We start from the raw sequence: 26295 nt of genomic DNA on the forward strand, positions 1-26295 counted from the left end.
CGCCTCGAATCGGAACGGCGACCGACAGGGAGCCGTGGAGAAAGGCGAGGCGGAGTGAACGGAGTGAACTCCGCCTCGAGGTGAGGCGGGGAACACAGTGACCCGCCGAACAGGGCGAGGTTGCGTAAGCGAGCGTACGAAGGTGTTCGAGAGAGTTTTTGCTCTCCTGCGATCCCCAAAATTTGCGGTTTCCGGATACATCAGGGCGTTCGTGTCGTCCGTAGAAAAGACACAATCTTTTACATGTATCAGAATCAATTCTGAATGTGCGATTGGAGTGATTCGATGGCAACAATTCCGCGGACGATCCTGGCGAACAGACTATCGGGGAGGACAGATAGCGGTCGTGAGCGGTCAAACGGTTGCTGTCGAGTCAGCCAATCGTGACCGGATAATTCATGAAACGAAGAGAGTATCTCACAGGACTTACAGGAATCAGCACACTCTCGGTTGCGGCCAGGCAGGCGAGTGGTCGTACGAAAGCCCGTCGACTATCGAGTGCAACCGAGGACGATACCCACCACCCCGGCCCACCGCGGTTCGGACGCGTCGGTGTGACGTTCTACGATCGGTGGGACACCGACTTCGACGAGGATCACGCTGGCGGGAAGGACCGTGACAACTTCGCGCCGCGGATCGTCGGCGACGCGGAACGGGATCCCGACAACTACAGTGTCGAGGATTTCTCCTGGTCGCTCGTCGAGACACCCGAGGACAGCACGGCAGCCCTGGAATATCGTCCGGACGACGACGGCCGGCCACAGTACGACCCCGGACAGGACAACGTCGTCGAGTTCGCACCGGACGTCCCTGGAACGTACGTCCTCGAACTGGACGCCCCCGACGGCATCCACGAGCAACTGCTGTACATCTTCCCCGAACACGGTGATGCGGGCAGTCCGCCTCGTATCTCCATCGACGGCCACTACGACAACGAAACCGACGAGTTCGTCCTCGAATCGAATCCCAGGCTGGCCCCCAAAAGCAAGATGGCCGAGAGTGACCTAATCGTCGAATGGCTCGCGGACGGCCGTGACGCCCTCTCGACGGGAGATATCGTCGTCGGCGACGGGATAGATTCCTGGACGGCCAGAATCCCCAAGAGCGCACTCGGCGGCGAGACCGGACGCGTTCATGCGGCGCCGTGGGACACGAACGCCCACGGCTACACCGACACCGTCACGCTCGATCCCGCCAACGAGGTCGTCGAATATCCCAATCGACCGCCGGAGTGGATCGAGAACGGGATCATCTACCAGATCTTCCCGCGGTCGTTCGGCGGACCCCCGGAAGAAAGCGAGTGGCCGCTCCAGAACTCCAACGCCAACTTCGCCACCTTCGAGGAGAAGCTCGACTATATCGAGGAGTTGAACGTCGACGTAATCTGGTTCTGTCCGACGGTTCCCTCCGAAAGTGCGAACTGGAAGCCACAGAACGCGGACGAGTGGGATGGCCCGGACAACCGCTTGAAGTACGTCGGTGGCGGCCCGCACGGGTACGACGCCCTCTCGTACTTCCAGACGGCCGAAGACCTGACGTCGGAGTACTCCGTCGAGGACTACAAGGATGAACCCTGGCCGTGGGAAACGGGGTACGATCCGGATGACAACCTCCGCGAGGCGGCCCGCGAGAGCGCGATGGCGGAGTTCCAGAGTTTCATGGATGCTGCCCACGAGCGGGACATCCGAGTCTGTATCGACTTCGTGATCAACCACGGCGGTCGCCACCATCCCCTCTTCCAGGACACGATCGCCGAAAAGACCGATTCGCGTCCGGAAGGATGGACTTACAGAGGGATCGAAAAGAACAACACGGACTCGAAGTACTTCGACTGGTTCACTCGCACGGAGAGTGCGATCAAGAACGAGGGCGAAGTCATCGATGCAGCCCCATCAACGAGTGGCTTCGCTGGCCTCCGCGTGATGCCCCAGTGGAACTACGGCAACGTCGCGCTGCGCGAGCACATCCTCGCGGCAGCGGAACACTGGGCGGAAATGGGGGTCGACGCGTTCCGCTGTGATATCGCCTATGGAGTCCCACACAGCTTCTGGAAAGAGGTGCGGGAACGCGTTCGGGACATCGACCCCGAGTTCATGCTGCTCGACGAAACCATCCCGAACGATCCGAACTTCGCCGAGAACGAGTTCGATCTGCACTTCGACTCGGCTGACTTCATGACGAGTGCCGGCTACGGGGTCGTCAACGGTGCCGACCCGATGGAGCTGTACAACGCCGTCCACAGGCGCAAAAACGAGGGATGGCCCGACCATGCGCTGATTCTCAACGCCACTGAGAATCACGACGAGTACCGTCTACTCGACGAGGCACTCAGCGGCTCCCGTGAGGATCCGGCCAAGGCCCAGCGTGCGGTCTGGTCGGCCGGCGTCACGCTCACCGGCGTCCCCTTCATCTATTACGGCCAGGAGCGGCTCCTCAGCAAATACGGCGAAGAACGCTACGACTACGACGACTCCGGCGAGGATTACCGGACCGACGACGGTGACGTCGGCCCGGGCAATCCCGCCCGCGCGTTCATGAACTGGGAGACGAACGACGAGGTCGAAGACCACCTCCAGTTCTATCAGGACGTAACCCAATTCTACAAGGAGACGGAGATTCTGAAGCCGTCGGCCGGTCTCCGGAAGACCTGGTTCCGGTCCGACGACAGCGTGCTGGTGTTCGGCCGGTCGATGGAGACAGACGACGGCCGGAAGAACGTGGTCGTCATGCACCACTTCGACCCCGGCACGGCACAGGTCGATCTATTACCGGGCACCGAAACGACGGACCTGTTCACCGGCGAGGACATCGGCGTCGACTCCGGGGGGCCGGCAGTCAGCGTCGCGTTCGATACGCTGGCAGTCGTCGAGACCGACACCCTGTTCAGCGTCGGCGAGCAGATCGTCCAGATCGACGACCCAACGGGTGACGACAACGGACCTGGGAGCTACACGTATCCGACCGGCGACGCCTACACGGACGGTGTGTTCGACGTCTCGGAACTGACGGTCCACACGACCACCAACGCCGTGCAGTTCCGGGTCACACTCGACGGGAATCTGTCGAACCCCGACGGATACGACGGTGGTATCACCGCCCAGCACCTGCAGGTCTACATCCGTGATCCCAACGCCGACGCGGGTACGACCGATGGTCGAACCGGAACGAACGTCATCTTCGAGAAGCCCTACCAGTATCGCCTGATCGCCGACGGCGAGAACGGTGCTCGCGTCGAGGATCACGAAGGGAACGTCGTGGCCGAGGGGTCGATCACGACCAACAAAGTCACCGACGGGATCGTCGTCGAGATACCCACGTCGGTACTCAGCGCGGGGATCCGGTCGTACTGCGTGGCGCCGCTCATGCTCGGATACCATCCCGACGCAGACGGCGGCGTGATGCCGGTCCAGGCCGAGGCAAGCTCGGACGCCTTCGGTGGGGCCGACCCGGCTGAGGAGGTACCCGCCGTCATCGACATGGTCACGCCGGAGCCGGTCGATCAGGCGGACGTTCTCTCCTATTCCGAAGTGGAGACGCCGACGCTCCCCTACACGTCGCTAACGCCGGAGTTCGAACCACTCGGGTTAGCTGAGGATGCGGACGGGGACGACCACGGTCCAGGGAACTACCAGCACCCGACTGCAGACAGCTACGATGACAACCCCTGGGACATCACGAGCGTCGAAATCGCCGAGAGCCGCTCGCGGGTCGAGTTCACGTACAACTTCGCGACCGAGGTACAGAACCCCTGGCGTCTCGACGGCGGCTTCTCACACCAGCACATGCAGGTGTACATCCGTGATCCGGATGCCGGTGTAGACGCTCCGACCGCGACAGTCGCCCGCAAGGGAATTAACGCCGAGTTCGTGGAGCCATATCACTACCGTATCGCAGTGCACGGACAGGGACTCAAGCAGGTCGAGAACGGTGCCGGCGATGTCGTCTCGACCGACGTGAACGTCGCCGTCGAGGGGACAGCTATCTCCTTTGACGTCCCGATGGAGGCCATCGATGGGTCACCGGAGGGCAAGCAGATCGCGTCGCTGGTCACGTCATTCGACGGCTACGGGACGGGTGGCGTCCGAACCGACTACGCGGAGAAACCGGACAGCCACGTCATCGGCACCGACGGCCAACCGGTCGACAACGCACCGCACGTCCTGGACATGATCCCGCCCACAGGGACCGATCAGTCGGAGGCGCTCGCGTACTCGAAAGACGAGATGGCCGAGATCCCCCTCGCTGACTGGGGACGGTACAATCCGACCGGCTAGATCCGAACTGCAAGTATCCATCAACAATTTATAACTTTCCAGTGACCCCGGACAAGTCGCTGGCTCGCCGGAATACCGGGTTTTACAATACAGGGCACTCGTTCACTCGCTCATGACCGACGAGAACCCCCTCCGTGATCGTCGCGTGCGTGGACTGATCGGCCTCTCGGGCGCCGTCGTCGTGGCGTTCGTCGCGATTTTCTTCCTCGAAGGAACGATCCGCTGGGTCGTCCTGGGCGTCGCACTGCTGGACGCGATCGTGACGCCGTACATCCTCGGTAAAGCCGTCGAAAACGCCGAGAACGAACCCGACGGGTTCTCGGCCTGATCCATACGGGTCGGTCACAGACGGCGAGGGCCGACCGAGAGAAGCCCTACAGGTTCGAGTAGGCTTCCTCGACGTACTCGCCGGTGTCGGCGATGATCTCGGCCATGGTCTCGTCGTCGGGAGCCATCCCGACAAGCCGGGCGATCCGCATGATCGAGACGTGATAGACCTCCTGGCGGCCCGGTTCGACCTCGCGGATCACGACGTTGCAGGGGAACAGCCCGCCGAGCCGGCCGTCAGTGGCGTCGAGCGCCCGGTCGGCGACGGCCGGGTTGCACGCCCCCAGGACGTAATAGGGGTCGCGGTCGGCGTCGATCTTCTCGTTGAGCAACTCCGACGGGGAGAACTCGGTCGCGATACCGAAACCGGCGTCGACGAACGTCTCGCGGACGTGTTCGACAGCCGCCTCGTGATCCATGTCGAGGGTCGCGCGCTTTTCGCCGATGTCTTCGGCGTCGAGTTCGGTCGGATCGATCGGGAGCGTCATGTGCTCAGCCACGGGTGAGCGAGAGAAAAGAGTACGTGTAGCCGGGAGTGCTACCGGAACGACGAAAGACTGACGTGATCGCCGTCGGATCCGCACGTATGGCGTTCGCCCTCGATCCCGCCCTCGCAGTCGACTCGGCGGTCGAACACTGGCCGATCGCGCTCGTGATCGTGGCGGCTCTCTGGGTCGCGCTCCGCGAACTCGGTCCCATCCGCCGACTGCGCCGATTGCTGAGCTGACGGGCGACATGGTATTGTTCTATAAACCCAATAACGAGCAATAGTTGTGAGGGAACAAACTGTTACCCCGTCAGGAGCCCTTGATTTCACGATGGCAACCTATACGAACCAATATCGAGTCGACGCGACGTTCGAGGAGACGATCGAGGCCGTGACCGACGCGCTGGCCGAGGAAGGGTTCGGCGTGCTTGCAGACATCGACATGCAGGCGGCGTTCGACGCGAAACTCGACGAGGAATTCGACCAGTATCGCATCCTGGGGGCGTGCAATCCGTCGCTCGCCTTCGACGCCCTGGACGTGGAGTACGAACTCGGCGCGCTGTTGCCCTGTAACGTGGTCGTCTACGAGGACGGCGACGGGACGGGCGTCAGCGTCGTCGATCCGGCGGAGATGTTGGCTCTCGCGGACAACGAGAACCTCGAACCGATCGTCGAGGAGGCCCGGGCTGGACTGACGGCCGCGATGGATGCGGTTCCGGGTGCGACGCCAGCTTAGGGACAGTATCGTGTCGACGACCACACGTCACGTGTTCCGTAACTCCGTCGTCAGATCGGGAGTGGGAACAACGACAGCCAGTCCTGGACGGTACTCGGCGCGAGCAGTGGGTCGTGAAGGACGAGCCAGTCGAGCAACACCAGTCCGCAGCCGTGAGCGACGACGGACGGCAGGATCGAACGGCTGTGGTAGTCAACGGCACCGAAGAGAACGTCAGTTGGCCCGGACAGGAACATCTCGATCGGCGGTTTGCCGACGTGATTGAACGCGTAGACGAGCGGGCTGACGAACACCGCTTTGACGCCGAGTTGCCGAACACCGACACAGAGCAGTCCGCGATAGTATGTCTCGTTTGCGAGTGCGACGAGGAACTGTTTGCCGGCGTGGGGGACGAAGACGGAAAGCTCGGCACTCGTCGAAAACATCGGATAGTACGCCCGGATCTGGGGCAAACACGAACCCACGAGATAGAACGGCAGGACGAACGCCGAAAGCAGGACCGTGTTGCGGATCGCCCGTCGGTCGACCCGCCAGCCCAGTCGACGCCCGTGAGCGAGGCCGAACGCGAGCGGGAGGACGAGCAGGAACGTGACGTCCCGGATCACGCGACTGTCGACGGACCCGACAGATACCCGTCCCCACAGGACGACGGCGATCGTCCCGACGGCGGCGACGCGGACGAACCATCGCCGGTCGATCGAGCCTGTCCCCAGCGATACCATGGCCGACAGTCACTCGGTGGGGACCGGCCCGGACCCCACGACCGCCCGGACCGCCTCCTCGAAGGCCTGCCGGCGCTCGAAATACGTCTCCTCGACGGAATCGAGAACGTCGGAAAGCGGCGTCGGGCCGTCGGGCGTCCGAATCTCCGTATCGCCCTCGCGACGCCGGACAGTGCTCTTCTCGATGCCGTAGGTGAGTCGCGAAGACACCCGCGCCAGCGGGACACCCTCGACCGACTCCCGCTCACCAAGTTCGACCGCCGGTTCGTCCGCCTCGTCCGCGTCTTCGTCTGCCATGCCCGGCGTTTGACCGCCTCGGCGATTAGTGTTTTCGGACGCGGAGGCCAACCCACCGGAACCTGCTCGGATCCGACCGACTGCAAGACGACTGTCTGACGCACAGTTTTGTGTGTGCCCGCGTTAGCGCTCCGCATGACCAGCCTGACAGACGTCTATCGGCGCCGCGTGGGGGCCGTGGCGAGCCGACGGCGGGTGTTCGTTGGGGCGGCCCTGTTCGCGCTCGGTGCCGGCCTGACCGCGGCGGGGGTGGTCCTGGCGACGACCCACGTCGGCTCCAGGCTCGGCCTGGGGACCTACGGCGCCAGGGAGTGGGCGGGCGTCCTCGCAGGACTCGGCCTACCCGCGGTGTTCGTGGGGGTCTTCGCCGTCCTTCCGACCAGTCGGGTGACCCGAGCGGCCGCCGCCATCGGCGCCAGTCTGTGCGTTTTCGCTGTCGCCCTGTTCACGCACGCCTATCCGACCCAGTGGCCCGGTGCGCCGGCCGCCGACCCGTTGGTCGCACTGCTGACGCTGGGTGCGTACTTCGCCGGCGCAGTCACGACCGGCTGGTGTCTGTTCGTCGCCGTCGCCACATTCAAAACCCGCAAGTCCCCCGGCGGGACCGCCGAGATGCGGATCACCGAAGAGGGACGGATCAAACTGGTCCGGGACGCCGGCGGCCTCGGCGGGACAGGCAGTTTCGGCGGCGTGGGCGGGGTCGGCCTGTTCGGAACCGATCCTGACGGCGAGGTCCCGACCCAGACGGGCAATACAGAGACGAACGGTGACGACTCCTCAACCACGCGGACGGTCAGCGACGGGGGTTCCGCGGCCGTCGACGCAGCCGATGACGGGGCTGAGGTCCTCGAAGCAGCTCGAAAACGGGCCACTCCGGACCGCTATTGCGGCAACTGCGAGCACTTCCATTACGTCCGCGTCGACGAGGACGCTATCGAACCCTACTGTGACTTTCACGGACGATACATGGACGACATGGACGCCTGTTCGGACTGGTCGGCCACCGGCGACGATCGGACGCAGTGAACCTGTTGCGCTCGCGCCCCCGATGGCCCAAACCCGGGCGTTTAAGTTCACCCCTTGGCATACGCCCGACATGGAATTCTGTGACGAGTGCGGTTCGATGATGAAGACCGAGGGCGATCTGTGGGTCTGTGGGAGTTGCGGCGCCGAGAAACCACGTGAGGAGGCCACCGAAGGTGGGATGGTTACCACACAGGGTCAAGAAGAGGGTGAGATTGTCGACTTGAGCGAGAGCGAGGAGGACGCCCGCCCGACGACAGAAGCCCACTGTCCGGAGTGTGGCAACGACCGCGCGTTCTGGGAGATGAAGCAGATCCGCGCCGCCGACGAGTCCGAAACCCGCTTTTTCACCTGCACCGAGTGCGACCACAAGTGGCGCGAGGACGACCACTGACCCGTGGCCGAGGACAGCGACGATAGCGACGAGCAGTACCCGGCAGTCCCCCGGGACGACCTGGCCGCGGGAGGCTGGACGTTGCGCGATCGGCGACAGGAGGTCCGCGCCGAGGTGGCCGGGTTCACCGTCCGCGCGTTCGAACGTCGCTACGAGGACGACGCCCTGCGGGCCGACATCCGGGAGGCCGGCGGGCCGGATCACCTCTGGCGACTCTTCTACGCGACACAACTCTCGTTCACCCCGCCGTTGCCCCCTGTATTCGGACCCGCGATGGCACTCCCGAAAGTCCGGGCCGCCGCACGCGAGGAATTCGCCGAGCAGCTCCGAGAGGAGGGGCTCGTCGACGTCGAAGAAGGCGAGGACGAGCGCTTCGAAGTCGCCTCGGGAACCCGGGCGAAACTCACGCGCTACGACGCGGTGCTACCAGTAGAAACAGGTGGCGACGAACGTGAGGTTCCAATGGAGGGGTGGATTGCCAGCTGGCACGACGGGGCGATGTTGCTCGCCGGTGGCCTGTATCCGGCGGTGGGGCTGGCCGACATGCTGGACGTTCCGAATATCGTCTACGAACCGGACGCGAGTCGGGAGGAATTACGCTCGCTGATCCGGGGCGTCGAGTACTGAGTGGAAGCCGTCCTGGATCGCCAGTACTAATAGTTCGTTTGTCAGTATCTGCCGGTATGGGACTGTCAGTTCGGTCACCGAGCAGGCGCGGGATGATCTCCCTGTTCGAGATCATCCTGTTGCTCTTCGGTGCCGTCTTTGGCTCGTTCGTGCTGGGTTTCGGTTCCTCCGGGAGCGACGCGACGGCACCACCGCAGGCGATGTTCGAATTCGAGAGCGACGGATCGGGAACAGTCACGATCACCCACACCGGCGGGGAGATGGTTCCCCGGTCGGAGATCGAAGTGAGAAGTCCGGGGACCGTCAGTGAGTGGCCGGGGGAGGGGATCACTGCTGGCGAGTCGATCACCGTCTCGAGGCTCGAGAGCGGCGACACGGTCCAGGTCCTCTGGGAGTCGCCGGCCAGTGGCGCGGAGGTAGTCCTCGCAACCTACGACGTGCCCTGATCCGCTCGGCCGGCTTCCGTCCGTTCGTAAGTCACGAACGCCAGTTCATCGATCTCCCGTCGATCGATGACCGTCCAGACGTCCCGATTCCACTCGGGGAAACGCGTGTCACCCTCGGGCGTCTCCGGGACTTCGGTGATAATCATCCGGGCGGCCAGCGGGAGAAACTGCTCGTAAACAGTCGCGCCGCCGGCAACGTAAGCCACGTCCGATCCCGTCTCGGCGGCGGCTTCGATCGCCCCTTCGACACCTCCGGCGACGACGACGCTCGTCTCACCCTCTCCTGCTCCGTCGTCCCCGCTCTCGGCCGGCATAAATCCAGACCGCGAGAGGACGACGTTCGTCCGCCCGGGCAGCGGCCCGTCCAGGCGCTCGGCGATGGACTCGTAGGTTCGCCGACCCATGATCACGGGGTGGCCCATCGTCGTCTCCTTGAAGTGGGCCAGATCCGCGGGATAGTACCACGGGATCTCGCCATCGCTGCCGATGACACCGTTCTCGGCGACGGCGGCCAGCAGGACGATCATCGGGCCATCGGGGTCGCGTGCCGCGTTATCCGCACTCCCGTGGTCCGCCATGGTCACTCAGCGACCGAAAAGTCCAGTCCGGACGCCGACTCGTAGTCCCGAAGCTGGATGTCCTCGAATTCGAGGTCATCGAGCGGTTTCTCGGCCACGTCGATCGTCGGCCGCTCGCGAGGCTCACGGGACAATTGTTCGAGCAGGTTGGGCACGTGATCGGCGTTCTGTGCGTCGGGCTCCGGTGGAGCCTCCGCTTCGATCCAGTCTTTGACGTCAGGATATTCGCTGCGATCCTCGACCGCCCGGACACGTTCGCGGAGTTCCCCACGGTTGTCGCGGTACCACTCGCCGCGCTCGCCCTCACCGCAGTAGACGTGGGCATCGACGACCGTGTGGGAGAACCGACCTACCTCCAAGCCTGTCCGGTCGGCAACGACGTGGGCCAGCAGCGAGTAGGCCGCGATGTTGAAGGGGATGCCCAGTGCCACGTCACCCGAACGCTGGGTGAGGTGGACATTCAGCTTCTCGCCCTGGACGTTGAACACGAAGGTGTAGTGACACGGCGGGAGCGTGCTTACGGCCGCGTTGGCGGGGTGCCAGGCGTTGACGACGAGTCGCCGAGACTGAGGGTTCTCCCGCAGTTGATCCATGACGTACTGGATCTGGTCGAAGGTCCCCTCGTCGTTGACCCATCGGTGGTCAGCCTCGGGCCAGGACTCGCCGGGCAGGCGGTCGTCGTCCTCGGGGATAGGATAGCGTCGCCAGAACCGCCCGTAGGCGGTGTCGAGGTGCCCCTCCTCGTCGGCCCAGTCGTCCCAGATCCCCGTCTCTTCCCGAAGATTCCGGATGTGTTCCTCGCCGGAGAGGTACCACAACACCTCGTGAATCATCGAGTTCCAGCGAAAGCCGTCCAGCTGCTTGGTCGTGAGCAGGGGATAGCCATCCTGTAAGTCGACCTCGTAATCGTAGCCGAAGGCCGCGAGCGTGTCGACGCCAGTCCGGTTGGGCTTGTACGTTCCCTCCGCGAGGACGTGTTCGACGAGATCGAGATACTGCTGCATTTGAGGTATCCACACTCTCCGGGCGTTAAATCGTATCGAACCGGTCGTCGATGGTTCGACACGAGAGAATTTCTAGACCAACCGAGCGAACGTCAGATACCCGGTGTGACCCACGCCCGCAGTCGAGGGGCGCGACCCGCGGTCGTCGAAGTCCATCTCGCGCTGGATGGTCTCGAGGGTCTCGATCTCCGAGAGCCCGACCTCGCGTGCCGTCTCGACAACTGCCTTCGAACTCTCGACGAACGGCGAGTAGACGGCGAGAAAACCGCCATCAGCGAGCAGATCGGGCGCGTGCTCGACCAGTGCGGCCGCGTCGGCGGTATCCAGCGTCAGCACGTCGAAGGGGTCCTCGTCACGGAGTTCCTCGGCGTGCTCGGTCGCGTCGCCGGTCCGGACGTCGACGGCCTCGGAGACACCCGCGAGCGCCATGTTCTCCCGGGCGACATCGGCGAAGTCGTCGTCCTGTTCGTAGGTCACGACCGACGCACCCATCCGCCCCACGTACGCGGCGAGGACACCCGTCCCCGTCCCCACGTCGAGGAGCCGATCGCCGTCGGCGACGCCGGTGTGGCCGACGATCAGGCCCACATCACGGGGCATCATCGGCGCGCCGGTGCGCTCGAAGTGCTCGAAGAGGTCCGGACCACGCAGCGCTCGCACCTCGAAGGCGGTGCCGAGATGGGTCTCCAGCGTGTCCCCCGGCTGGGCATCCTCGGGCACTTCCAGAACACCCAGATCGGTCTCCAGGGTTTCGCCGCGTTCGCGAAGGTACTCTCGGCCCTCCCCGACGAGCAGGACGCTCACTCGAGGCTGGCGACCGCGGCGGCGAGGTCGCCGTCAGTCTCTTCGAGGGCTTGGCGGGCGGTCTCCTCGTCGACGCCCGCGCGCTGGGCGACGATGTCGACGTCCGCCTGTGGGATCTCCGCGTCCGCAGCACTCGACTCGGCGTCGCCCCCGGCGTCACTTTCACCGTCGCCGTCCCCACCCCGCTCGCGGGTTGCAGGTTCGCCGACGATCTGGTAGGTCTGTTGCCCCTGAGCGTCCATGCGCTGGACCTCGGCGTCGTCGAAGACAAGTTCTTCCTCGGGGGTTTTGATGACGACCTCCTCGGCGTCGATGTCCTCTAGGTCGATCCCCATCTGTTCCATCATCTGCTTCATTTTCCGCGGATTGAGTCCGCCGCCGCCTCCTCCAAACATATCCCTCCGTGGGCAACGCGCAATAAAAAGCCTGGCGACGTACTGACGACGGTTCGTCCGCCTGGCGACGTACTGACGATAGTTCGTCTGCCTGGCGACGTATCGACGACGGTTCGTCCGTCACATGGTCCTTGGTCGGCGAGGGTACGGCGAAGAAGGCGACGTATTGACGACGGTTCGTCCGTCACCTGCCCCTCGTGTCTACACTTTAGCCCCTTCACGGACCGCCACGGCCATCCCGGTTCCGAAATCCGCCATCGCGCTCGCCGGAAGTTCCGCTCGCCCGACGCCAAGCAGCGTGTCGTCCTCACGGACAATCACCACCTCGTCGCCCTCGCGGATCGACGGATCGGCGTCGCGAACAAACTTCGCAAAGGCGTTGCGCCCGTCCCGGACGAACGGATCGCTCTCCTCGCCGACGACGACCCGATAACCCGGCGGCGACAGCGCGGCCTGAAGCCGCCGACCGCCGGCGAGTCCGAGCGTGAACCGGCCGTCCTGTCCGAACGTGACGATCCGTCCGTCGGGGCCGTGAACCTGTCGCGGACGACCTGACTTCGATCGTGTGATCGACAACTCTTCGGGGTCGGCGAACAACGCCGGACCGGCACCGGCGCCGAACTGGTAGGTCCCGATCCGTTCGAGGCGACGCCATTCGTCCATTGCTTCCCGTTTGCCGGCCGAGAGACATAACCGCTGGCATTCAGCGGGCGAAACCCGTCCGATCGAAGATGGCTGACGACGGCAATCGGGAGGGGGTACTGGGCGATTTATGGACGCGGCCGCAGTACGAGGAGGTATGACAACGAATTCGACGAAACGACTCGCGGGGTTCGCGTTGCTGCTCGTTTCGAGCGTCATCATCCTCGCCGGGGGCGTCACGGAAGTCCTGCCGATCGTCGCCGGGAGCGTCGCCGCCCTCGGACTGGCCGCCGGCGCACTTCTCGTGGGCACGTCCGGCGAAGGCCGGCCGGTGTAGTCACAACAGGAACCGATCGGTGTCCTCGCTCAGATCGGTGAACGACTCGGCGCGGTCGATCAGTTCTTCCGAGGTGGATTCGCCGAACGCGTAGACCTCTACTTTGACGCCCTCGTGTCTGACGTGTGAGACCAACCGGGAGAAGTCACCGTCGCCGGTACACAGCGCGATCGTGTCGACGTGGGGGGCCAGCGAGACGGCATCAAGGCTCATTCCGACGTCCCAGTCGGCTTTCTTCGACCCGTCGGCGAAGGTCTTGATGTCCTTCAGTTTCGTCTCGAAACCGATGTCGACCAGCGCCTCGAAGAACCGTTCCTCGTCGTCGGCGTCGGCCCGAATCACGTAGGCGATCGCCCGCGTCAGCTGCCGGTCGTCGACCGCGGCCGAGAGCAACGCCTCGTAATCGATGTTGCGCTGATAGATGCTCTGGGCGGTGTGATAGAGGTTCTGGGAGTCGGCCAGCACTGCGATCCGCTGGCCCGGATGAACGTCCGTCATTTGCCGTGAGTCGGGCCGGCACGAGGAAAGCGTTTGTGGCTGGCCGAGAGACGCGACACCGTGCGTGTGATTCAGTGCCGTGGGCAACCGTTACATTGATAGGGATATATAGTGAACATTGGGTGTGTTATACCATGTCGATGGGCGCCTATGACGAAGCGGAGCACGAACGCCGTGAACGCAAGAACAGTTCGGTCGACGCGAGTTTCGACGACGACCGATCGACCTATCACGGCAGCGTCGATTTCGAAGGCGACGACTCCACCGAGGATCTGCTGGAGACATTCAAAGAGATCCAGTCCGATTGAGCCACGGTGATTGTTCTGCCGGACGCCCATGCCCCGGTAGGTACACGGCCGATCAGTCCCGGTGATCGGACCCGACCGACTCCCATCCCGGAGTCGGCGGTGCGCCGCGCTCCCCCTCTACGGACGTGGCAAGCGACGGGTCCGCCTCCCCGTTCCTTTCCAGGGACTCCCACTTCTCGATGGCCGCGCCGACCCACGATCCGGCGTCGAGTGCGCGTTCCAGCGTTCGCTCGTAATACTCGTCCGCGATCGCCACCGTTCCGGGACTGGCGGCCGCGGCGATAGCGACGAACTCCGCGCGGTCCTTGCGGGTTGATTCCCCTTCAGAAAGTCTCTCGACGGCGTCCGCGATCCGACCGGGATCAGGGTGGGCGAAAACAGCGGTCCCGAGGGCGCCCGGATCGAACAGCGGTTCGGTGTCCGCAGGTGGGTCGTCGTCGAGTAACCGCCAGCCGCTGTATTCGCGCTCGACGCGCTCACATTCGGTTTCGACATCGAGTAGCAGATTCGTGCCCGGATACGTCCGACACGTCTCCGGATACAACTCGTCGTCGTGGATGCGACACTGCAGCGTGCTGGGATCGAGGAAGACACACGTGGACAGCCAGGACGGTTCGTGGTCGAACGGAGCGACGGGCTTGGGAACCTTTCGGAGACCGACGCCGAAGGCCGGCCGCCCCGCGATCGACGCGAGGTCGATCCCGTCGACGGTGACGCCGTCGTCGCCTGCAGTCCACAGCCGCGGGACGAGGGCGTCGGCCAGGCCAGCCTCGACGAACGCCCGGACCTCGTCACGCCGGAGGAGAGCGAGGTTGTACGTGTCGTCAAGCGGTTCCCTGGGCCCCTGGCGTTCGTGATTCAACACCCCGTCGGCCAGCGGACGCCAGTCGAGACAACAGCCCGCACACCCCTCACAATTGACGTCCATACGTGTCGAACGGCCACACGGACCAAAAACGGTAGGGCTACGCCACCTCGAAGGTCCGGAGCGTCTCGACCTCGCCCCGACCGATCGGCCGGTAGCGTAACTCGATGGTCGCCCCGGGATAGATCCCGACGGTGATACTATCACCCGGTTCGACCGCCGTCGACAGCCCGGACGGATCCTCTGCCCACCGGCCCGGCTCGTCCTGATCCACGTTCGGATCCGGACGGAACCCCTCGCCCTGGAGGAGGAGTCGACTCCGTGGGATCGCGTCCCCGGCGGCGTGGATGATCGTCGCAGTCCGTCGTTCGCTCCCGTAGGTGGCTTCGAACGTCGCGGTCGGCCGCGTTTCGGCTGCCTCCTCGATACTCTCGATGGGGGTGAAGGTCTCGTCTGAGAGCGTCGGTACCGTTGCAGTCACGATCCCGACCCGCCCCCGGCGACCGACGTCGAGGTCCTCGAAGGCGGCCCACTCGTCCCCGTGAATCAGTTCCGCGATCGGGTCCGTCCGGACGGTCGCTCCCGCCGGGAAGACGAATGCGAAGGCGACCTTCGCCGCCCCCTCGTCGAACCGCCAGGTGGCGCCGATCGCCTCGACGCGCTCGATCGGGGGCACGTCGGCCCCTGTCCGGGCGACAACGACGTCGCCGCCGCCGAGTGCCTCCGTCAGGTCAGCGAACGTGGCGTCGGCCGCCGCGTATCGTTCCCGGTTGCCGTCCCGCGCGTCGACGACAGCCTCGACCACCCCGGCCGTCCCATCGCCGGCCCACGGCCCGAACACGATCGCCTCGTCCGAGACGGCGACGAGGGTCTCCCTGTCGGCGTACAGGGTATACGCTCCGTGGGAGCCGATCGAGCGGAAGTCAGCATCGTCGAATCGGTCGGCGATCCGGTCGGGCCGGAACGAACCCTCGAAGACGACAGCAAAGTGACCGACCCAGGCAACCCCAGTGAGATCGTCGAAGGAAACCCCGAGCAGATCGAGTGCCCGTTCGATCGCCGCAGTGAAGTGCGTCTCGACCGGCCGAGACACCACGTCAGTCTCACGAAGGGACTGGGGATCGACCCACAGCAGGTTGAACCGCTCGACGGTCGCCAGTTCCGCAGGCGAAGGGATCCACGCCGCGTAGCCATCTCCCATAACTCCCGAGAGTCCCTCGTCGAGACAACCAGCGGTCAGCGTCGCCGTGCCAACGCCGGCGAGTCCGAGCCCGCGGAGTACCGTCCGGCGACGGTAGTCCATAGCCGTCGGGTCTCACTGGACGGAATTTAACGTTTTGGAAACGTCGGATCCGTTCCATCACCGCCTGTCGAGTCGGGCTGGGCGTCGCATGAGCTGAACCCCCGTCGGCCGGTCGAGACGATCCAGCCGATCGGTACGGTTAACTGCCGGCATCCGCTCTCCGCGAGCGTGGATCCTTCCCGCATCGAGTCGGCTTTCCCCGCGCCCTCCTACCGTGGTAATCAAGAGGACGCACTCCGTCGGATTCGGGCGGCCTACGAAGCCGGCAACGACGTCGTACTCGTTCGCGCGCCGACAGGTAGCGGCAAATCCCTCCTCGCCCGGGCGATCGCCGGCTGTGCGCGCCAGGGGAGTCAGGCCAGCGCCACCGAGGCGATCGGGGCCTACTACACAACCCCCCAGGTCTCCCAGCTGGACGACGTTGCCGCCGACCCGCTTCTCGACGACCTCTCGATCATCCGCGGGAAATCGAACTACAAGTGCATCCTCTCCGGCGAGACCGATACGCCCGTCACGCAGGCCCCCTGCGCTCGCGAGCGGGAGTTCGACTGTCAGGTCAAACACCGCTGTCCGTACTTCTCGGATCGGTCGATCGCCGCCAACCAATCCATCGCCGCGATGACGCTCGCGTACTTCATGCAGACGGCCGGCTCTGACGTCTTCGGCAAACGCGACGTGGTCGTGATCGACGAGGCCCACGGTCTGGGCGAGTGGGCCGAGATGTACGCCGCGATCGAACTCGCCCCCGAGACTGTCCCGGTCTGGGACGAACGTTCCCCGCCCGAAATCGACAACCTGGATACCGCCGCCGAGTACGCCGCCGGACTGGCCCGAACCTGCGATCGTCGCCTGACTGACCTGCGATCGCAGGTGGAACTCGAACCTGAGGAGGCGGCCCAACGTGACCGCCTGGAAGAACTCCGCTCGGACCTGCAGTGGTTCCGTGAAGAATATCAGAACCCCGACAGCCCGACGACATGGGTCGTCGATCAACCCGATGGCGAGGGAACCCGGACCACGATCAAGCCGCTGAATCCCGAGCGCTTCCTCGCTCACACCGTCTGGGATCGTGGGAACAAGTTCGCGCTCCTCTCGGCGACGATCCTCAACAAGGAGGCGTTCTGTGCGAACGCCGGCCTTGACCCCGATCGCGTCGCCCTGGTCGATCTCGATCACACCTTCCCCGTCGAGAACCGCCCGCTGTACGACGTGACGCAGGGAAAGATGACCTACGAGGAGCGCGAGAAGACGATTCCGAAGATCGCCGAGACGCTCCTCGCCCTCATGGCACGCCACCCCGAGGAGAAGGGACTGGTGCACTGTCACTCCTACGCGATCGCCGAGGCCCTCGCCACGGAACTGGAGCAGTGGGGTGTCGGCGAGCGCGTCCGAACCCACGACCGCGAGGACCGCGATGGCCAACTGTCCGCCTGGAAGCGAAGCGACGATCCGACGGTCTTCCTCTCGGTGAAGATGGAGGAAGCCCTGGACCTCGAAGGTGACCTCTGTCGGTGGCAACTGCTCTGTAAGGCGCCGTATCCGAACACTCGGGACTCCCGCGTGGCTCGCCGGCTGGAAGACGGCGACTGGGCGTGGTACTACCGGAGCACCCTCCGGACGGTGATCCAGGCCTGTGGCCGGATCGTCCGCTCGCCCGACGATCACGGGGAGACCTACCTCGCGGACGCGAGCCTCCTCGATCTCTTCGAGCGCGCCCGAGTGGACATGCCCGCGTGGTTCGCCGATCAGGTCGACCGGATGGAGCGCCCTGACCTGCCGGATCCCGATCCCGGGGCGGCACTGGATGGACTGTCGGAGAACCGATCGCGTCGCAGTTCGGGGCGGTCCAATGGGGGACACTCTCGACGATCGAACGCACGTCGCTCCCGGCGATCACGGTCTGGCTCGAATCCCGTCGCAGATGTCTGGGACACCGAGTGAGCGTCGTCGAACCCGTGACCACACCCTTTTTATGTAGAACCGGTATAAAAGGAAGTATGACGGAACCGGTCGATTACCTCGAGGAACAGCTCCAGACGAAGGGTCTTTCGACTCCCGAGACCGCGATGGTGCTCGGCTCCGGGCTGGGTGGGATGACCGACGAGATGGAGATCGATCTGTCGGTCTCCTACGAAGACGTGCCAGGGCTTTCGGCCTCGACCGTCGAAGGCCACGCAGGCCGGTTCGTCCTCGGAACGGTCGGCGACGTGACGGTCTTGGGGATGGACGGCCGCGTCCACTACTACGAGAGCGGCGACATGGCACCGATCGTGGCCCCGATCCGGACGCTCGGCGAGCTCGGGTGTCAGCGGCTCCTCATCACGAACGCCGCCGGTGGCGTCAACGCCGACTTCGACCCCGGCGACGTGATGCTCATCGAAGATCACCTGAATATGATGGGGACCAATCCCCTCCTCGGCCGGGCGGGGCTGGGCGACGGGCCGATGTTCCCCGATATGACCAACGCCTACAGCCCGGACCTGCTCGCCGAGGCACGCGACCTGGCCGGCGATTCCGACCTCACCATCCACGATGGCGGGGTCTACGCGGGCATGATGGGGCCGAGCTACGAGACACCCGCCGAGATCGAGATGCTCGATACCCTCGGTGCGGACGCCGTCGGGATGTCGACCGTCCCCGAGACAATCGTCGCTAACCAGCTAGGGATGGACGTCGTCGGGATGTCGACGATCACGAACTACGCCGCCGGCGTGGTCGGCGACCCGCTCTCCCACGAGGAGGTCGTCGAAACGATCGAGACGATCGAGGACGACCTTCGGGCGTACGTTTCGACGCTGTTGCAGCGGTTCCCGGAGCTGGAGTGAGGGCCGGGGCATCGTCACCGCGCCGGATCGACCACGTTGACGCGTTCCATCCCTGCCCTGACGAGTTTCGCTTCCGCCTTCTGGAGGTGTTCGCTCGCGGTGTTGGGTGCACAGCCGAGTTCCACCGCGATCCGCTCGTGTGTCGCCTCCCGGGGCTGTTCGTAGTACCCGAGTTCCAGCGCGACCGCGGCTGCCTCCCGCTGGCGCTCGCTCAGCACGCTGGCGGGGTTCGTCAGCTCCGAGGGAAATTGCCCGATCTCGTCGATCCGGCAATCGACTTCCGGGGGAAGGGCTTCGAGGGCCTCTTGCAGTGCCGCCGAATCGCCGACGACGTGACAGTGCATCAGGCCATCGCGCCAGACGATCGGTCGGCGAACGATCAATTCGGCCCGCGCGATCGCCTCGGTGACCTGTTCGATTACCGGCTCCAGTCGCTCGCGTAACGTCAAGAAGACGTACGAAATCTCCCCCTGTGTCTCGACGACCCGAAGTGAATCGACGCCGTCTGTGGCTCTGGCCCCCTCGACGAACGCCTCGGTGTCACTCTCGATCGCGTAAAGGAACGTCGCGACCTCGGGTGCCGCTCGACTCCAGTCTATCACGCGGGGCTCCTCGATGTCGGGTGACTCGATTATTCTGGCCACCAGTTCCGGCACGGACGTGACATCGAACTCCAGTGTGACACGCGTGTGTTTCATGACAAAGCGCGGATGCGAGCTGTTGTTAAATCCCCCGACTATACCCCGCAGAATCCACACCCAGCTCTGGAACCCTCCTCGACTCGATGTATCGGCAGTCACAGACACTCGTGGGGTATCGCCGAAACCGTTCGACCGCCCACCGTACCCGATCCGCGGGAGGTGAGCGAGCATGGGGCTCCTACAACGGTTGGCCGACCTCGTCACCCGACGGCGGTTCGTCATCACTGTGTGTCTCGTCGCTGCCCTGATCGTCGGTGCGGGGCCGGGGGGTCGAGGAGTCCAGCGGGACCTAGGCCTTCGAGACCGACGCCGTCGCGCAAGCCGGCCGCCGAACCGGACGCTCCGGGCGTGAATCGCCGGGTGGTCTTCGATCAGAACAGGCTCGAAGCCGCGTAGGCGAACGACGATCCGACCATCAGGACGACGAGGATGATAGCGAGGATCTGCTGTCGGTCCATATCGGCGTTTGCGGGCCGGAACGAATAGGTGTTGCCCTCCGGACTCGTCGGCCCTTCCTAGGTCGTCGACAGCCGATCAGTCGACACGTGCATCCACGACGGCGTGTTCGACGCCCTCGCTATAGGTCTTGACGCGGCGAGTCTCGAGCACGTCGATCGACCGTCCGCGATCGGCAGCCGCCGCTTCGAGACGGTCGATCGGTCGCTCGAAGACCAGATCCGCCGGCGTCGCCTCGTGGAGATGAACGATGCCCCCCTCTTCGAGCGCCTCCAGTGCGCTATCGAGGTACTCGTAAGCGTCGTAATAGCCCATGACGACGCGATCGGCACTGACACCCGCGACCACGTCTCGACAGTCGGCCCGGTAGGGCTGGACGCGATCTGTGACGTCGTTGAGCCGGGCGTTCTCCAGGAGGTACTGGAACGCCGTGGGATTGCGCTCGACTGCCGTCACGCTCGCACCGGCACGGGCCATCGGCAGCGTGAAATAGCCGATCCCGGCGAACATATCGAGGACGGCCTCGTCTTTCGCCACGACTTCACCCATCTTGGAACGCTCATCCTTGTTCCCGGGCGAGAACATGACTTCGGCGAGATCCAGCGCGTAGCGCGTCCCGTGCTCGGTGTGGATCGTTTCGGTGTCACCCTCGCCAGCGAGAACGGACACGTCTGGCTTGCGATGTTCACCGGCGATGCCGTGGCGCTGGAGAACGGTATCCGCCTCGCCGTGGAGGTCCAACAGCGCCTCGCCGACCTCCGAGGGACGCGGTGGGTCACCGATCTCGACGAGGACAACGCTCCCGATAACGGCCCACGAGGACGGTGCGCGATCGATCTCGTCGACACCCCAGCCGCGCTCGCGCAAGTGGTCGGCAAGTGTCCGCAGTCGGGGCTCGCCGACCTGCCGGACGACCTCGCGGAACTCGACCGTCTCGGGAACGGCCGTCACAGGGATCGAGACGTACCCTTCGCCGTAGGACCGGACGCTCCGATCTGGATCGTAGACACCCGCGTCTTCCAGAGTATCGATGGCGCGCTGGGCCCGTGGTTTCTCGACCACGACGGCGAGATCCTCGTCACTCTCCGCGACAACCTCCTCGATCGCTTCGTCCGGTTCGATCGCGGTCCGATCCTCCTGGGCGGGGAGTCCATCGTCCTCACTCATCGTCACCCTCGTCGCCCCCGCTGGGCAACACGTGCAGGCCAGCCCGCGATTTCAGTACCGGGACTGAATCGACGTCGGCGTCCAGATAGTTCGGCCGCGGGATCGACTTCGTCTCGTAGGTCTCGGGGTCGAGCACCTGGATAGCGTGCTCGTCCTCGATCGCCACGAGTGTCGTCTCGACGCCATCCTCGCGGTCGCCCAGCCGTCTGGCGTCCGGTGCGTCACCGTCCTCGAAACTCGCCTCGTATGCCGCGCCGGTCGTCAGTCGCGTGCCCTTGAGATTTCCCTGCACGCTTCGGACCAGCACTGGTCCCTCGCCGTCATCGGGATCGATGACCTCTCCCGGGGAGAAGGGCGGCAAGCGGACCGCGTAGGTCACGCGATAGACCTCCTCGCCGTCCTCGTCCTCGGTGATGAGTCGCTCGGAGTCCGAGAAGGAACCGCCGAACTCCGAAACCAGCCGCTGGGCGATCTTCTGACCGATCTTCGTCGTCGAGACCTTGATATTCAGCCCGCCATCGACCGAACCGACATCTGTCACGAACGCTTCGCGGTCGCCCGTCGCCTCCATCTCGGCGACGATCTCGCGGGCGATCGCTTCGGCGCGTTCCTCCTCCTCGTCGGTGGGCATCCGATCGACCGCTCGAACCTGCACCACGCTGGCAAAGGAACCACCGGCGATCCGGCCACACCGCTGGCAGGTTTCCCTGGCGATCTTCACGGGGACGACGACTTCCTCGGTAACGGCCGTCTCACGGACGACACCTGTGAACGTCGCGTGCATCCGGATCGTGTTCCGATCGACCTGTTCGGGCGCGACCTGCCAGGAGACGTCCGTGGCCTCGACGTGAACCCCCAGCGCCTCGCTGGTCACGTCGACGGCGACGTCGGTGTAGTCTTCCGCGCCCACGTCGACCCAACGGTTGCCCCGGTGGACGGCACCACACTGCGAACAGACCCGCACCTCGATCCGATCGGGCGCATCCACGAGATCGAACTCCTCGAAGTAACAGGCGTCACAGAGCACGCTGTCCGGATCACGAGCCTCCGGATGATCCGGGCGTTCCCCCGGATCGCTCTCGATGGGATCGCCACAACGCGGACAGAACGCACCCGATCGCGTCATTGGGTTCCTGTACGGGGCAAGTCTGTAAAAGCGGCGCGGGTTTCGACTGGGTCAGGTCCGTGACCGGCTCTCACTGGTTCCCGACGCCCAGGGAGCAATGATTTTGTCGTCGAGGCGTCTGTTCGGACACATGAGCGACCTGCTCGATTCGATCGAAGGGATCGTCCACGAACCGACGCAGGTGCGCGACGACGGGGGTGTCGACCTCACCGTGACGGAGATCTACACCATCCAAGCCCCGGGACGCGTCGATTTCGGCGGTGGCGAACTCGAACCGGCAGCGGGAGACCCCTATCCTCGCGTGTGGCGTAACGAAGACGATGACTACCAGTGGTGGCACCTCGAGCCGGGAACGTACCTGATCGAGTACAACGAATCGCTATCGGGCCCGGCTCTGCTTCAACCGCGGACAGCGATCGTCGAACGTGGGGCGACCCATCCGACGCTCCGGGTCGCGGAACTGCCTCACGTATCCCTCACGGTCGGCGAGTCAGGGCTGCGCCTGAAGGAGAATGCACGCGTCTCGACGCTGTTTCCACGGTAGAGAGACATCTCACTCCTCGACCACAGTAGGTAGTTAGGCGCGGTCGCAATGTGGTCGACCGACAGCCCCGTGGTTCGACTACGTCAGCCGATCCATCGCGAACCGGGCGAGGATCGGGAGGTCGCCGACGTGCAGTAGCTTCGCGATGGCCCGCCAGCTTCCCTTGTTCGCCCGAGCGAGCGTCTCGTCGTCGAGACTGTTCAGGTCGGCGAGCAGTCGATCGTATCGCCCGTTCGGAGCGAGATAGAGCATGTCGGTCATCCGCAGCCGCGAATCCATCCGCGGGGCGACCTCGCGGTGCCAGAGTTTCTCGTAGAATTCCATCGCCTCGGCGGAAGTATCGGGCTCGTCGGGCGTCAGCGACTGATCGGCCGTGACCGCAGCGGCACGACCGGATTTCATCCCGTTGTGGACGCCCTCGCCCCAGAGCGGGTCGATCGACGGCACCGTGTCGCCGATCGCCATGAAGCTGTCTGTACTCATCCCACCCGGCGGCTGGATATGCGCCGAACCGCGATGTTGGCGACCCTCGATCTTCGTCGCGTTCTCGAAGCGTGGATCAGTGTCGATCCAGTGTTCGAGGTAGCCGTCGATGGTACGATCGGCCGTGGCGTAGCGCTGGTAGCTCCCGTTGTTGATGTAACAGAGGCCGACCTTCGCGGTGTCGCCGCCGGTGTGGAAGATCCAGGCGTATCCGCCAGGAGCGTACTCGTGGTCCAGCCGGAGCATCATGGCGTCGTGGAGATCGGCGTACCCCGAAGCATCGAGGTCGACGCCCTCCATCTCGAACTCGACGCCGATGGCGTGGCGGTCACGTTTGAGATCCGAAATCCCCAATTCCGATGCTATCGGTGCAGCCGGACCTGTCGCATCGATTATGATATCGGCATACAGTTCCGTCGATCCGTTGTACCGGATACCGTCAACGTCTCCGCCATCCATGACCGGTCCCGAAACGCGTGCGTCGAAGCGGTACTCGGCACCCTGCTTCCGTCCGTCCTCGACCAGGAACTCCTTGAACGCGCCGAAGTCCAGGACGGCGCCGGTCTGTTCCTTGCGGAGGAACTCGTTCGGCGACTCGATGACGACGCTGTCGGTGAACTGCATCACCACGTCGTCCGGAATACCAAACGAGGACAGCATCGACGGAAAGGTCCCGCCGGTGGACTTGTTGCTCGCACGCGGGAACTCGGCTTCGGCTTCCGTCTCGAGGACCACCACGTCGTAACCCCGCCGCGCGAGATCGCGGCCAGCCTGCGCGCCGGCAGGCCCGGCACCCGCGATCGCCACGTCGTAACGCTCGGTCATATACGTCAATCCGGCGTCGCCCTAAAGAGTGTTCTCACCTGGACCCCCAATATTGGGGGTCAATCTGGTCTCTCGATCGACAGGACGTCGCGTTCGCCCGGAGAGATTTTCTTCGCTGACACCCTACAGCCTCGCGTATGCAGTGGCAACCGGACTGGGGCTTGCGCGGGCGAATGATCGTAACGATGTTCCTGCTGTTCGTCCTCTACATCGTCTTCGTCGGCATCCTCGCGAGCGCCGGGGTCGGTCTCGTGGGTATCGTCGTCGTGATGGGGCTGTTCTCGTTCGGCCAGTTGTTCTTCAGCGACAAACTCGCCCTCCGAAGCATGGGCGCGAGGCGGGTCGACGAGAACGAGTATCCGGAACTCCATCGCAGCGTCTCGCGGCTGTCCCAGCAGGCTGACCTGCCGAAACCTGACGTCGCAGTCGCCGACTCGTCGGTCCCCAACGCCTTCGCGACTGGACGCTCGAAGAAGAACGCAACCGTCTGTGTGACGACGGGGATCATGCAGACGCTCGATGAGGACGAACTGGAAGGCGTCCTCGCCCACGAACTGGCCCACATCAAGAACCGGGACGTCGTCGTGATGACGATCGCGTCGTTCCTCTCGACGATCGCGTTCATGATCGTCCGCTGGGGCTGGCTGTTCGCGGGCGGACGCAACCGCCGCGGCGGTGGGGGGATCGTCGTCGCCATCCTCGTCTCGCTGGTGGTCTGGATCGTCTCGTATATCCTGATCCGGGCACTCAGCCGCTACCGTGAGTACGCGGCCGATCGCGGCGGCGCGATCATTTCCGGCCAGCCCTCGGCGCTGGCCTCCGCGCTGGCGAAGATCGACAACCGGATGGACCGGATCCCACAGGAGGATCTGCGTAGCCAGTCGGAGATGAACGCCTTCTTCATCATCCCTATTTCGAAGGGGATGATCGGCCAACTGTTCCGGACCCACCCCACGACGGAGAACCGTATCGAGCGACTACAGGAACTCGAGCGCGAGATGGAGACGTCGTTTTGACGGTTCATCAAAGGGCCGTGTTTGGATTTCCGAGCACCATCGTCTTGTGCATCTCCGGAATCAGTGTTTTGGGTAGATGGGCTTCAATGTCATTGTTACTGCCGGCTGTAACAAACTGATACGGACAGTTGTCATTCTTTTACACCGTGCCGTACCAGATAGTATCGCTTCTTTTATATTATTTTATTTCAAAATCCGCGGTGATGTCTGTAGAGACAAATAGAACAACAGATGTCAAACATCATGCGCAGACAGACGGTGTAAAGCTGATGGAAGGGGAGTCCGTGCTTGAGAATAGACGACCGAGCTGGACGGTTTGGTGGAAACAAATTGCGCTCGCCGTCGTCGTATTTTTTGGCGGCCTCGTCGGCGAAGCCCCCTTGGCTGGTATAGTCGGTACGGGACTCATCGCTGGGTACGTCGTCGTGTCACGGATGCAATCCCGATACATCGTGACGGACGAGCGTATCAAAGGAAAAATAGGTGTACTCTCGAAGACGGAAATGGAATATCGCATCGCGGATCTCCGGAGTATTGGGGCAACACAGTCGATCTTCGAGAGACTGGTCGGTCACGGCACGATCGAATTCCAGGCCGGTGCGAACAATAGACTTGTCTGGCACGGTGTTCCGGCGTATGAAGAAGTGAAGAACACAGTTCGTGAACAACAACGGGAGTACGAGTAACAATGTCCGATAGTCCGTCGTTGATCGTTCGAGGTGTATGGTTTATGTTTGTCGGCTGGTGGCTGACTGGGATTGTCCTTGGAATGGCATGGCTGCTTAATCTGACAGTCGTCGGTTTGCCTATCGGAATCAAGCTAATAAACAAGGCACCCTATACGCTGACATTGAAATCACTCGAGTCCGAAGAATCAGTCGAGACTGTAGAAATGGGCGGATCCAGTGGTGGCAGTTCGCCGGGTCTTCTCGTCCGGGGTGTGTACTTCGTTCTGATCGGCTGGTGGGCCAGCGGCCTCCTGACGTTGGCCGCCTACCTCATTAGCCTCACTGTCATTGGGCTACCGATCGGTGTGAAACTGTTTAATTACTTACCGTACGTCGTTTCGCTCAAGAAATACTGAT

The 26295-nt window shown here is 63.9% G+C and carries 32 protein-coding genes; 17 read left to right on the forward strand and 15 right to left on the reverse strand.

Features of this window, described 5'->3' with window-relative positions; all coding sequences use genetic code 11:
* The first annotated feature begins 398 nt into the window (after positions 1-398).
* Together E3374_RS13755 and E3374_RS13760 are read left to right on the forward strand one after the other, a co-directional pair.
* Complete coding sequence (locus tag E3374_RS13755; protein ID WP_136689539.1) at positions 399-4274, forward strand: glucodextranase DOMON-like domain-containing protein; 3876 nt, start codon at positions 399-401, stop codon at positions 4272-4274.
* Positions 4275-4386: 112 nt separating this feature from the next.
* Positions 4387-4602 (forward strand): hypothetical protein, encoded by a 216-nt coding sequence (locus E3374_RS13760; RefSeq protein WP_136689540.1) that lies wholly within the window; start codon positions 4387-4389, stop codon positions 4600-4602.
* Between the two features lie 46 nt (positions 4603-4648).
* Here the strand turns inward: E3374_RS13760 and E3374_RS13765 are convergent, their stop codons facing one another.
* Complete coding sequence (locus E3374_RS13765; protein WP_136689541.1) at positions 4649-5089, reverse strand: DUF302 domain-containing protein; 441 nt, start codon at positions 5087-5089, stop codon at positions 4649-4651.
* 98 nt (positions 5090-5187) lie between these two features.
* Between E3374_RS13765 and E3374_RS17230 the strand changes: the two genes are divergently transcribed.
* Complete coding sequence (locus E3374_RS17230) at positions 5188-5328, forward strand: hypothetical protein (RefSeq protein WP_169051858.1); 141 nt, start codon at positions 5188-5190, stop codon at positions 5326-5328.
* A 91-nt stretch (positions 5329-5419) separates the two neighbouring features.
* The gene (locus E3374_RS13770; protein ID WP_136689542.1) at positions 5420-5824 is read left to right on the forward strand and encodes a DUF302 domain-containing protein; all 405 of its coding nucleotides are present in this window, start codon (positions 5420-5422) and stop codon (positions 5822-5824) included.
* A gap of 50 nt (positions 5825-5874) precedes the next feature.
* Here the strand turns inward: E3374_RS13770 and E3374_RS13775 are convergent, their stop codons facing one another.
* Positions 5875-6546, reverse strand: a complete 672-nt coding sequence (locus tag E3374_RS13775) for a CPBP family glutamic-type intramembrane protease (protein WP_136689543.1) — start codon at positions 6544-6546, stop codon at positions 5875-5877.
* A gap of 9 nt (positions 6547-6555) precedes the next feature.
* Positions 6556-6843, reverse strand: coding sequence for a DUF5789 family protein (locus E3374_RS13780; protein WP_136689544.1), 288 nt, complete (start codon positions 6841-6843; stop codon positions 6556-6558).
* A gap of 135 nt (positions 6844-6978) precedes the next feature.
* Here E3374_RS13780 and E3374_RS13785 point away from each other — a divergent pair, with 135 nt between their 5' ends.
* From E3374_RS13785 to E3374_RS13800, 4 genes are all read left to right on the forward strand, one after another.
* A complete protein-coding gene (locus tag E3374_RS13785; protein WP_136689545.1) occupies positions 6979-7869 on the forward strand; it encodes a DUF7139 domain-containing protein in 891 nt (296 codons plus the stop codon).
* Positions 7870-7939: 70 nt separating this feature from the next.
* Positions 7940-8260 (forward strand): transcription factor S, encoded by a 321-nt coding sequence (locus tag E3374_RS13790; RefSeq protein WP_136689546.1) that lies wholly within the window; start codon positions 7940-7942, stop codon positions 8258-8260.
* A gap of 3 nt (positions 8261-8263) precedes the next feature.
* Positions 8264-8887: a hypothetical protein gene (locus E3374_RS13795; protein WP_136689547.1), complete on the forward strand. Its 624-nt coding sequence runs from the start codon at positions 8264-8266 to the stop codon at positions 8885-8887.
* A 56-nt stretch (positions 8888-8943) separates the two neighbouring features.
* Positions 8944-9333, forward strand: a complete 390-nt coding sequence (locus E3374_RS13800; protein WP_136689548.1) for a type IV pilin N-terminal domain-containing protein — start codon at positions 8944-8946, stop codon at positions 9331-9333.
* Here the strand turns inward: E3374_RS13800 and E3374_RS13805 are convergent.
* From E3374_RS13805 to E3374_RS13825, 5 genes are all read right to left on the reverse strand, one after another.
* The gene (locus E3374_RS13805; RefSeq protein ID WP_136689549.1) at positions 9318-9911 is read right to left on the reverse strand and encodes a dihydrofolate reductase; all 594 of its coding nucleotides are present in this window, start codon (positions 9909-9911) and stop codon (positions 9318-9320) included. The two genes, E3374_RS13800 and E3374_RS13805, sit on opposite strands and share 16 nt — an antisense overlap.
* Positions 9912-9913: 2 nt before the next feature.
* Positions 9914-10915, reverse strand: a complete 1002-nt coding sequence (gene thyA, locus E3374_RS13810; RefSeq protein ID WP_136689550.1) for a thymidylate synthase — start codon at positions 10913-10915, stop codon at positions 9914-9916.
* Positions 10916-10987: 72 nt separating this feature from the next.
* On the reverse strand, positions 10988-11719 hold the full coding sequence (locus tag E3374_RS13815) for a 50S ribosomal protein L11 methyltransferase (RefSeq protein WP_136689551.1): 732 nt from the start codon (positions 11717-11719) through the stop codon (positions 10988-10990).
* Entirely contained in the window at positions 11716-12114 is a 399-nt protein-coding gene (locus tag E3374_RS13820) for a nascent polypeptide-associated complex protein (protein WP_136689552.1), read from the reverse strand. The genes E3374_RS13815 and E3374_RS13820 overlap by 4 nt, the downstream gene beginning before the upstream one ends.
* Before the next feature lie 201 nt (positions 12115-12315).
* Complete coding sequence (locus E3374_RS13825) at positions 12316-12777, reverse strand: PUA domain-containing protein (protein ID WP_136689553.1); 462 nt, start codon at positions 12775-12777, stop codon at positions 12316-12318.
* A 136-nt stretch (positions 12778-12913) separates the two neighbouring features.
* Here E3374_RS13825 and E3374_RS13830 point away from each other — a divergent pair, with 136 nt between their 5' ends.
* Positions 12914-13093 carry a hypothetical protein gene (locus E3374_RS13830; RefSeq protein ID WP_136689554.1) on the forward strand — a complete coding sequence of 60 codons (180 nt, stop codon included), beginning with the start codon at positions 12914-12916 and terminating at the stop codon, positions 13091-13093.
* Here the strand turns inward: E3374_RS13830 and E3374_RS13835 are convergent, their stop codons facing one another.
* Positions 13094-13591: a LabA-like NYN domain-containing protein gene (locus tag E3374_RS13835; protein WP_136689555.1), complete on the reverse strand. Its 498-nt coding sequence runs from the start codon at positions 13589-13591 to the stop codon at positions 13094-13096.
* Positions 13592-13725: 134 nt separating this feature from the next.
* Here E3374_RS13835 and E3374_RS17235 point away from each other — a divergent pair, with 134 nt between their 5' ends.
* Entirely contained in the window at positions 13726-13899 is a 174-nt protein-coding gene (locus E3374_RS17235) for a DUF5786 family protein (protein ID WP_248299494.1), read from the forward strand.
* 52 nt (positions 13900-13951) lie between these two features.
* Here E3374_RS17235 and E3374_RS13840 read toward each other — a convergent pair whose 3' ends face one another.
* Together E3374_RS13840 and E3374_RS13845 are read right to left on the reverse strand one after the other, a co-directional pair.
* Positions 13952-14827 carry a YkgJ family cysteine cluster protein gene (locus E3374_RS13840; RefSeq protein ID WP_136689556.1) on the reverse strand — a complete coding sequence of 292 codons (876 nt, stop codon included), beginning with the start codon at positions 14825-14827 and terminating at the stop codon, positions 13952-13954.
* Positions 14828-14864: 37 nt separating this feature from the next.
* The gene (locus tag E3374_RS13845) at positions 14865-16067 is read right to left on the reverse strand and encodes a hypothetical protein (protein ID WP_136689557.1); all 1203 of its coding nucleotides are present in this window, start codon (positions 16065-16067) and stop codon (positions 14865-14867) included.
* A gap of 168 nt (positions 16068-16235) precedes the next feature.
* Here E3374_RS13845 and E3374_RS13850 point away from each other — a divergent pair, with 168 nt between their 5' ends.
* Together E3374_RS13850 and E3374_RS13855 are read left to right on the forward strand one after the other, a co-directional pair.
* Positions 16236-18008, forward strand: coding sequence for a helicase C-terminal domain-containing protein (locus tag E3374_RS13850; RefSeq protein WP_136689558.1), 1773 nt, complete (start codon positions 16236-16238; stop codon positions 18006-18008).
* Positions 18009-18064: 56 nt separating this feature from the next.
* Positions 18065-18892 carry a purine-nucleoside phosphorylase gene (locus tag E3374_RS13855; protein ID WP_136689559.1) on the forward strand — a complete coding sequence of 276 codons (828 nt, stop codon included), beginning with the start codon at positions 18065-18067 and terminating at the stop codon, positions 18890-18892.
* A 14-nt stretch (positions 18893-18906) separates the two neighbouring features.
* Here E3374_RS13855 and E3374_RS17240 read toward each other — a convergent pair whose 3' ends face one another.
* The gene (locus E3374_RS17240) at positions 18907-19590 is read right to left on the reverse strand and encodes a helix-turn-helix domain-containing protein (RefSeq protein WP_169051859.1); all 684 of its coding nucleotides are present in this window, start codon (positions 19588-19590) and stop codon (positions 18907-18909) included.
* 172 nt (positions 19591-19762) lie between these two features.
* Here E3374_RS17240 and E3374_RS13870 point away from each other — a divergent pair, with 172 nt between their 5' ends.
* Positions 19763-19945: a hypothetical protein gene (locus E3374_RS13870; protein ID WP_136689562.1), complete on the forward strand. Its 183-nt coding sequence runs from the start codon at positions 19763-19765 to the stop codon at positions 19943-19945.
* Between the two features lie 182 nt (positions 19946-20127).
* Here the strand turns inward: E3374_RS13870 and E3374_RS13875 are convergent, their stop codons facing one another.
* Positions 20128-21216, reverse strand: coding sequence for a class I SAM-dependent methyltransferase (locus tag E3374_RS13875; protein WP_136689563.1), 1089 nt, complete (start codon positions 21214-21216; stop codon positions 20128-20130).
* Positions 21209-22342: a 60S ribosomal export protein NMD3 gene (locus E3374_RS13880; RefSeq protein ID WP_136689564.1), complete on the reverse strand. Its 1134-nt coding sequence runs from the start codon at positions 22340-22342 to the stop codon at positions 21209-21211. Before E3374_RS13880 ends, E3374_RS13875 begins: the two co-directional genes overlap by 8 nt.
* A 130-nt stretch (positions 22343-22472) precedes the next feature.
* On the opposite strand from E3374_RS13880, the gene E3374_RS13885 reads away from it, so the two are divergent.
* Positions 22473-22886, forward strand: a complete 414-nt coding sequence (locus E3374_RS13885) for a dCTP deaminase/dUTPase family protein (protein WP_136689565.1) — start codon at positions 22473-22475, stop codon at positions 22884-22886.
* Between the two features lie 78 nt (positions 22887-22964).
* Here the strand turns inward: E3374_RS13885 and E3374_RS13890 are convergent, their stop codons facing one another.
* Positions 22965-24194 (reverse strand): digeranylgeranylglycerophospholipid reductase, encoded by a 1230-nt coding sequence (locus E3374_RS13890; RefSeq protein ID WP_136689566.1) that lies wholly within the window; start codon positions 24192-24194, stop codon positions 22965-22967.
* 137 nt (positions 24195-24331) lie between these two features.
* Here E3374_RS13890 and htpX point away from each other — a divergent pair, with 137 nt between their 5' ends.
* The 3 genes from htpX (at position 24332) to E3374_RS13905 (ending at position 26294) form a co-directional block, all read left to right on the forward strand.
* Positions 24332-25210, forward strand: a complete 879-nt coding sequence (htpX, locus tag E3374_RS13895) for a zinc metalloprotease HtpX (protein ID WP_136689567.1) — start codon at positions 24332-24334, stop codon at positions 25208-25210.
* A 203-nt stretch (positions 25211-25413) separates the two neighbouring features.
* Entirely contained in the window at positions 25414-25896 is a 483-nt protein-coding gene (locus E3374_RS13900) for a PH domain-containing protein (RefSeq protein WP_136689568.1), read from the forward strand.
* Between the two features lie 2 nt (positions 25897-25898).
* Complete coding sequence (locus E3374_RS13905) at positions 25899-26294, forward strand: YccF domain-containing protein (RefSeq protein WP_136689569.1); 396 nt, start codon at positions 25899-25901, stop codon at positions 26292-26294.
* The last annotated feature ends 1 nt before the right edge of the window (position 26295 follow it).

Source organism: Halorhabdus amylolytica (assembly GCF_004944975.1).
Taxonomy (GTDB): Archaea; Halobacteriota; Halobacteria; order Halobacteriales; family Haloarculaceae; genus Halorhabdus; species Halorhabdus amylolytica.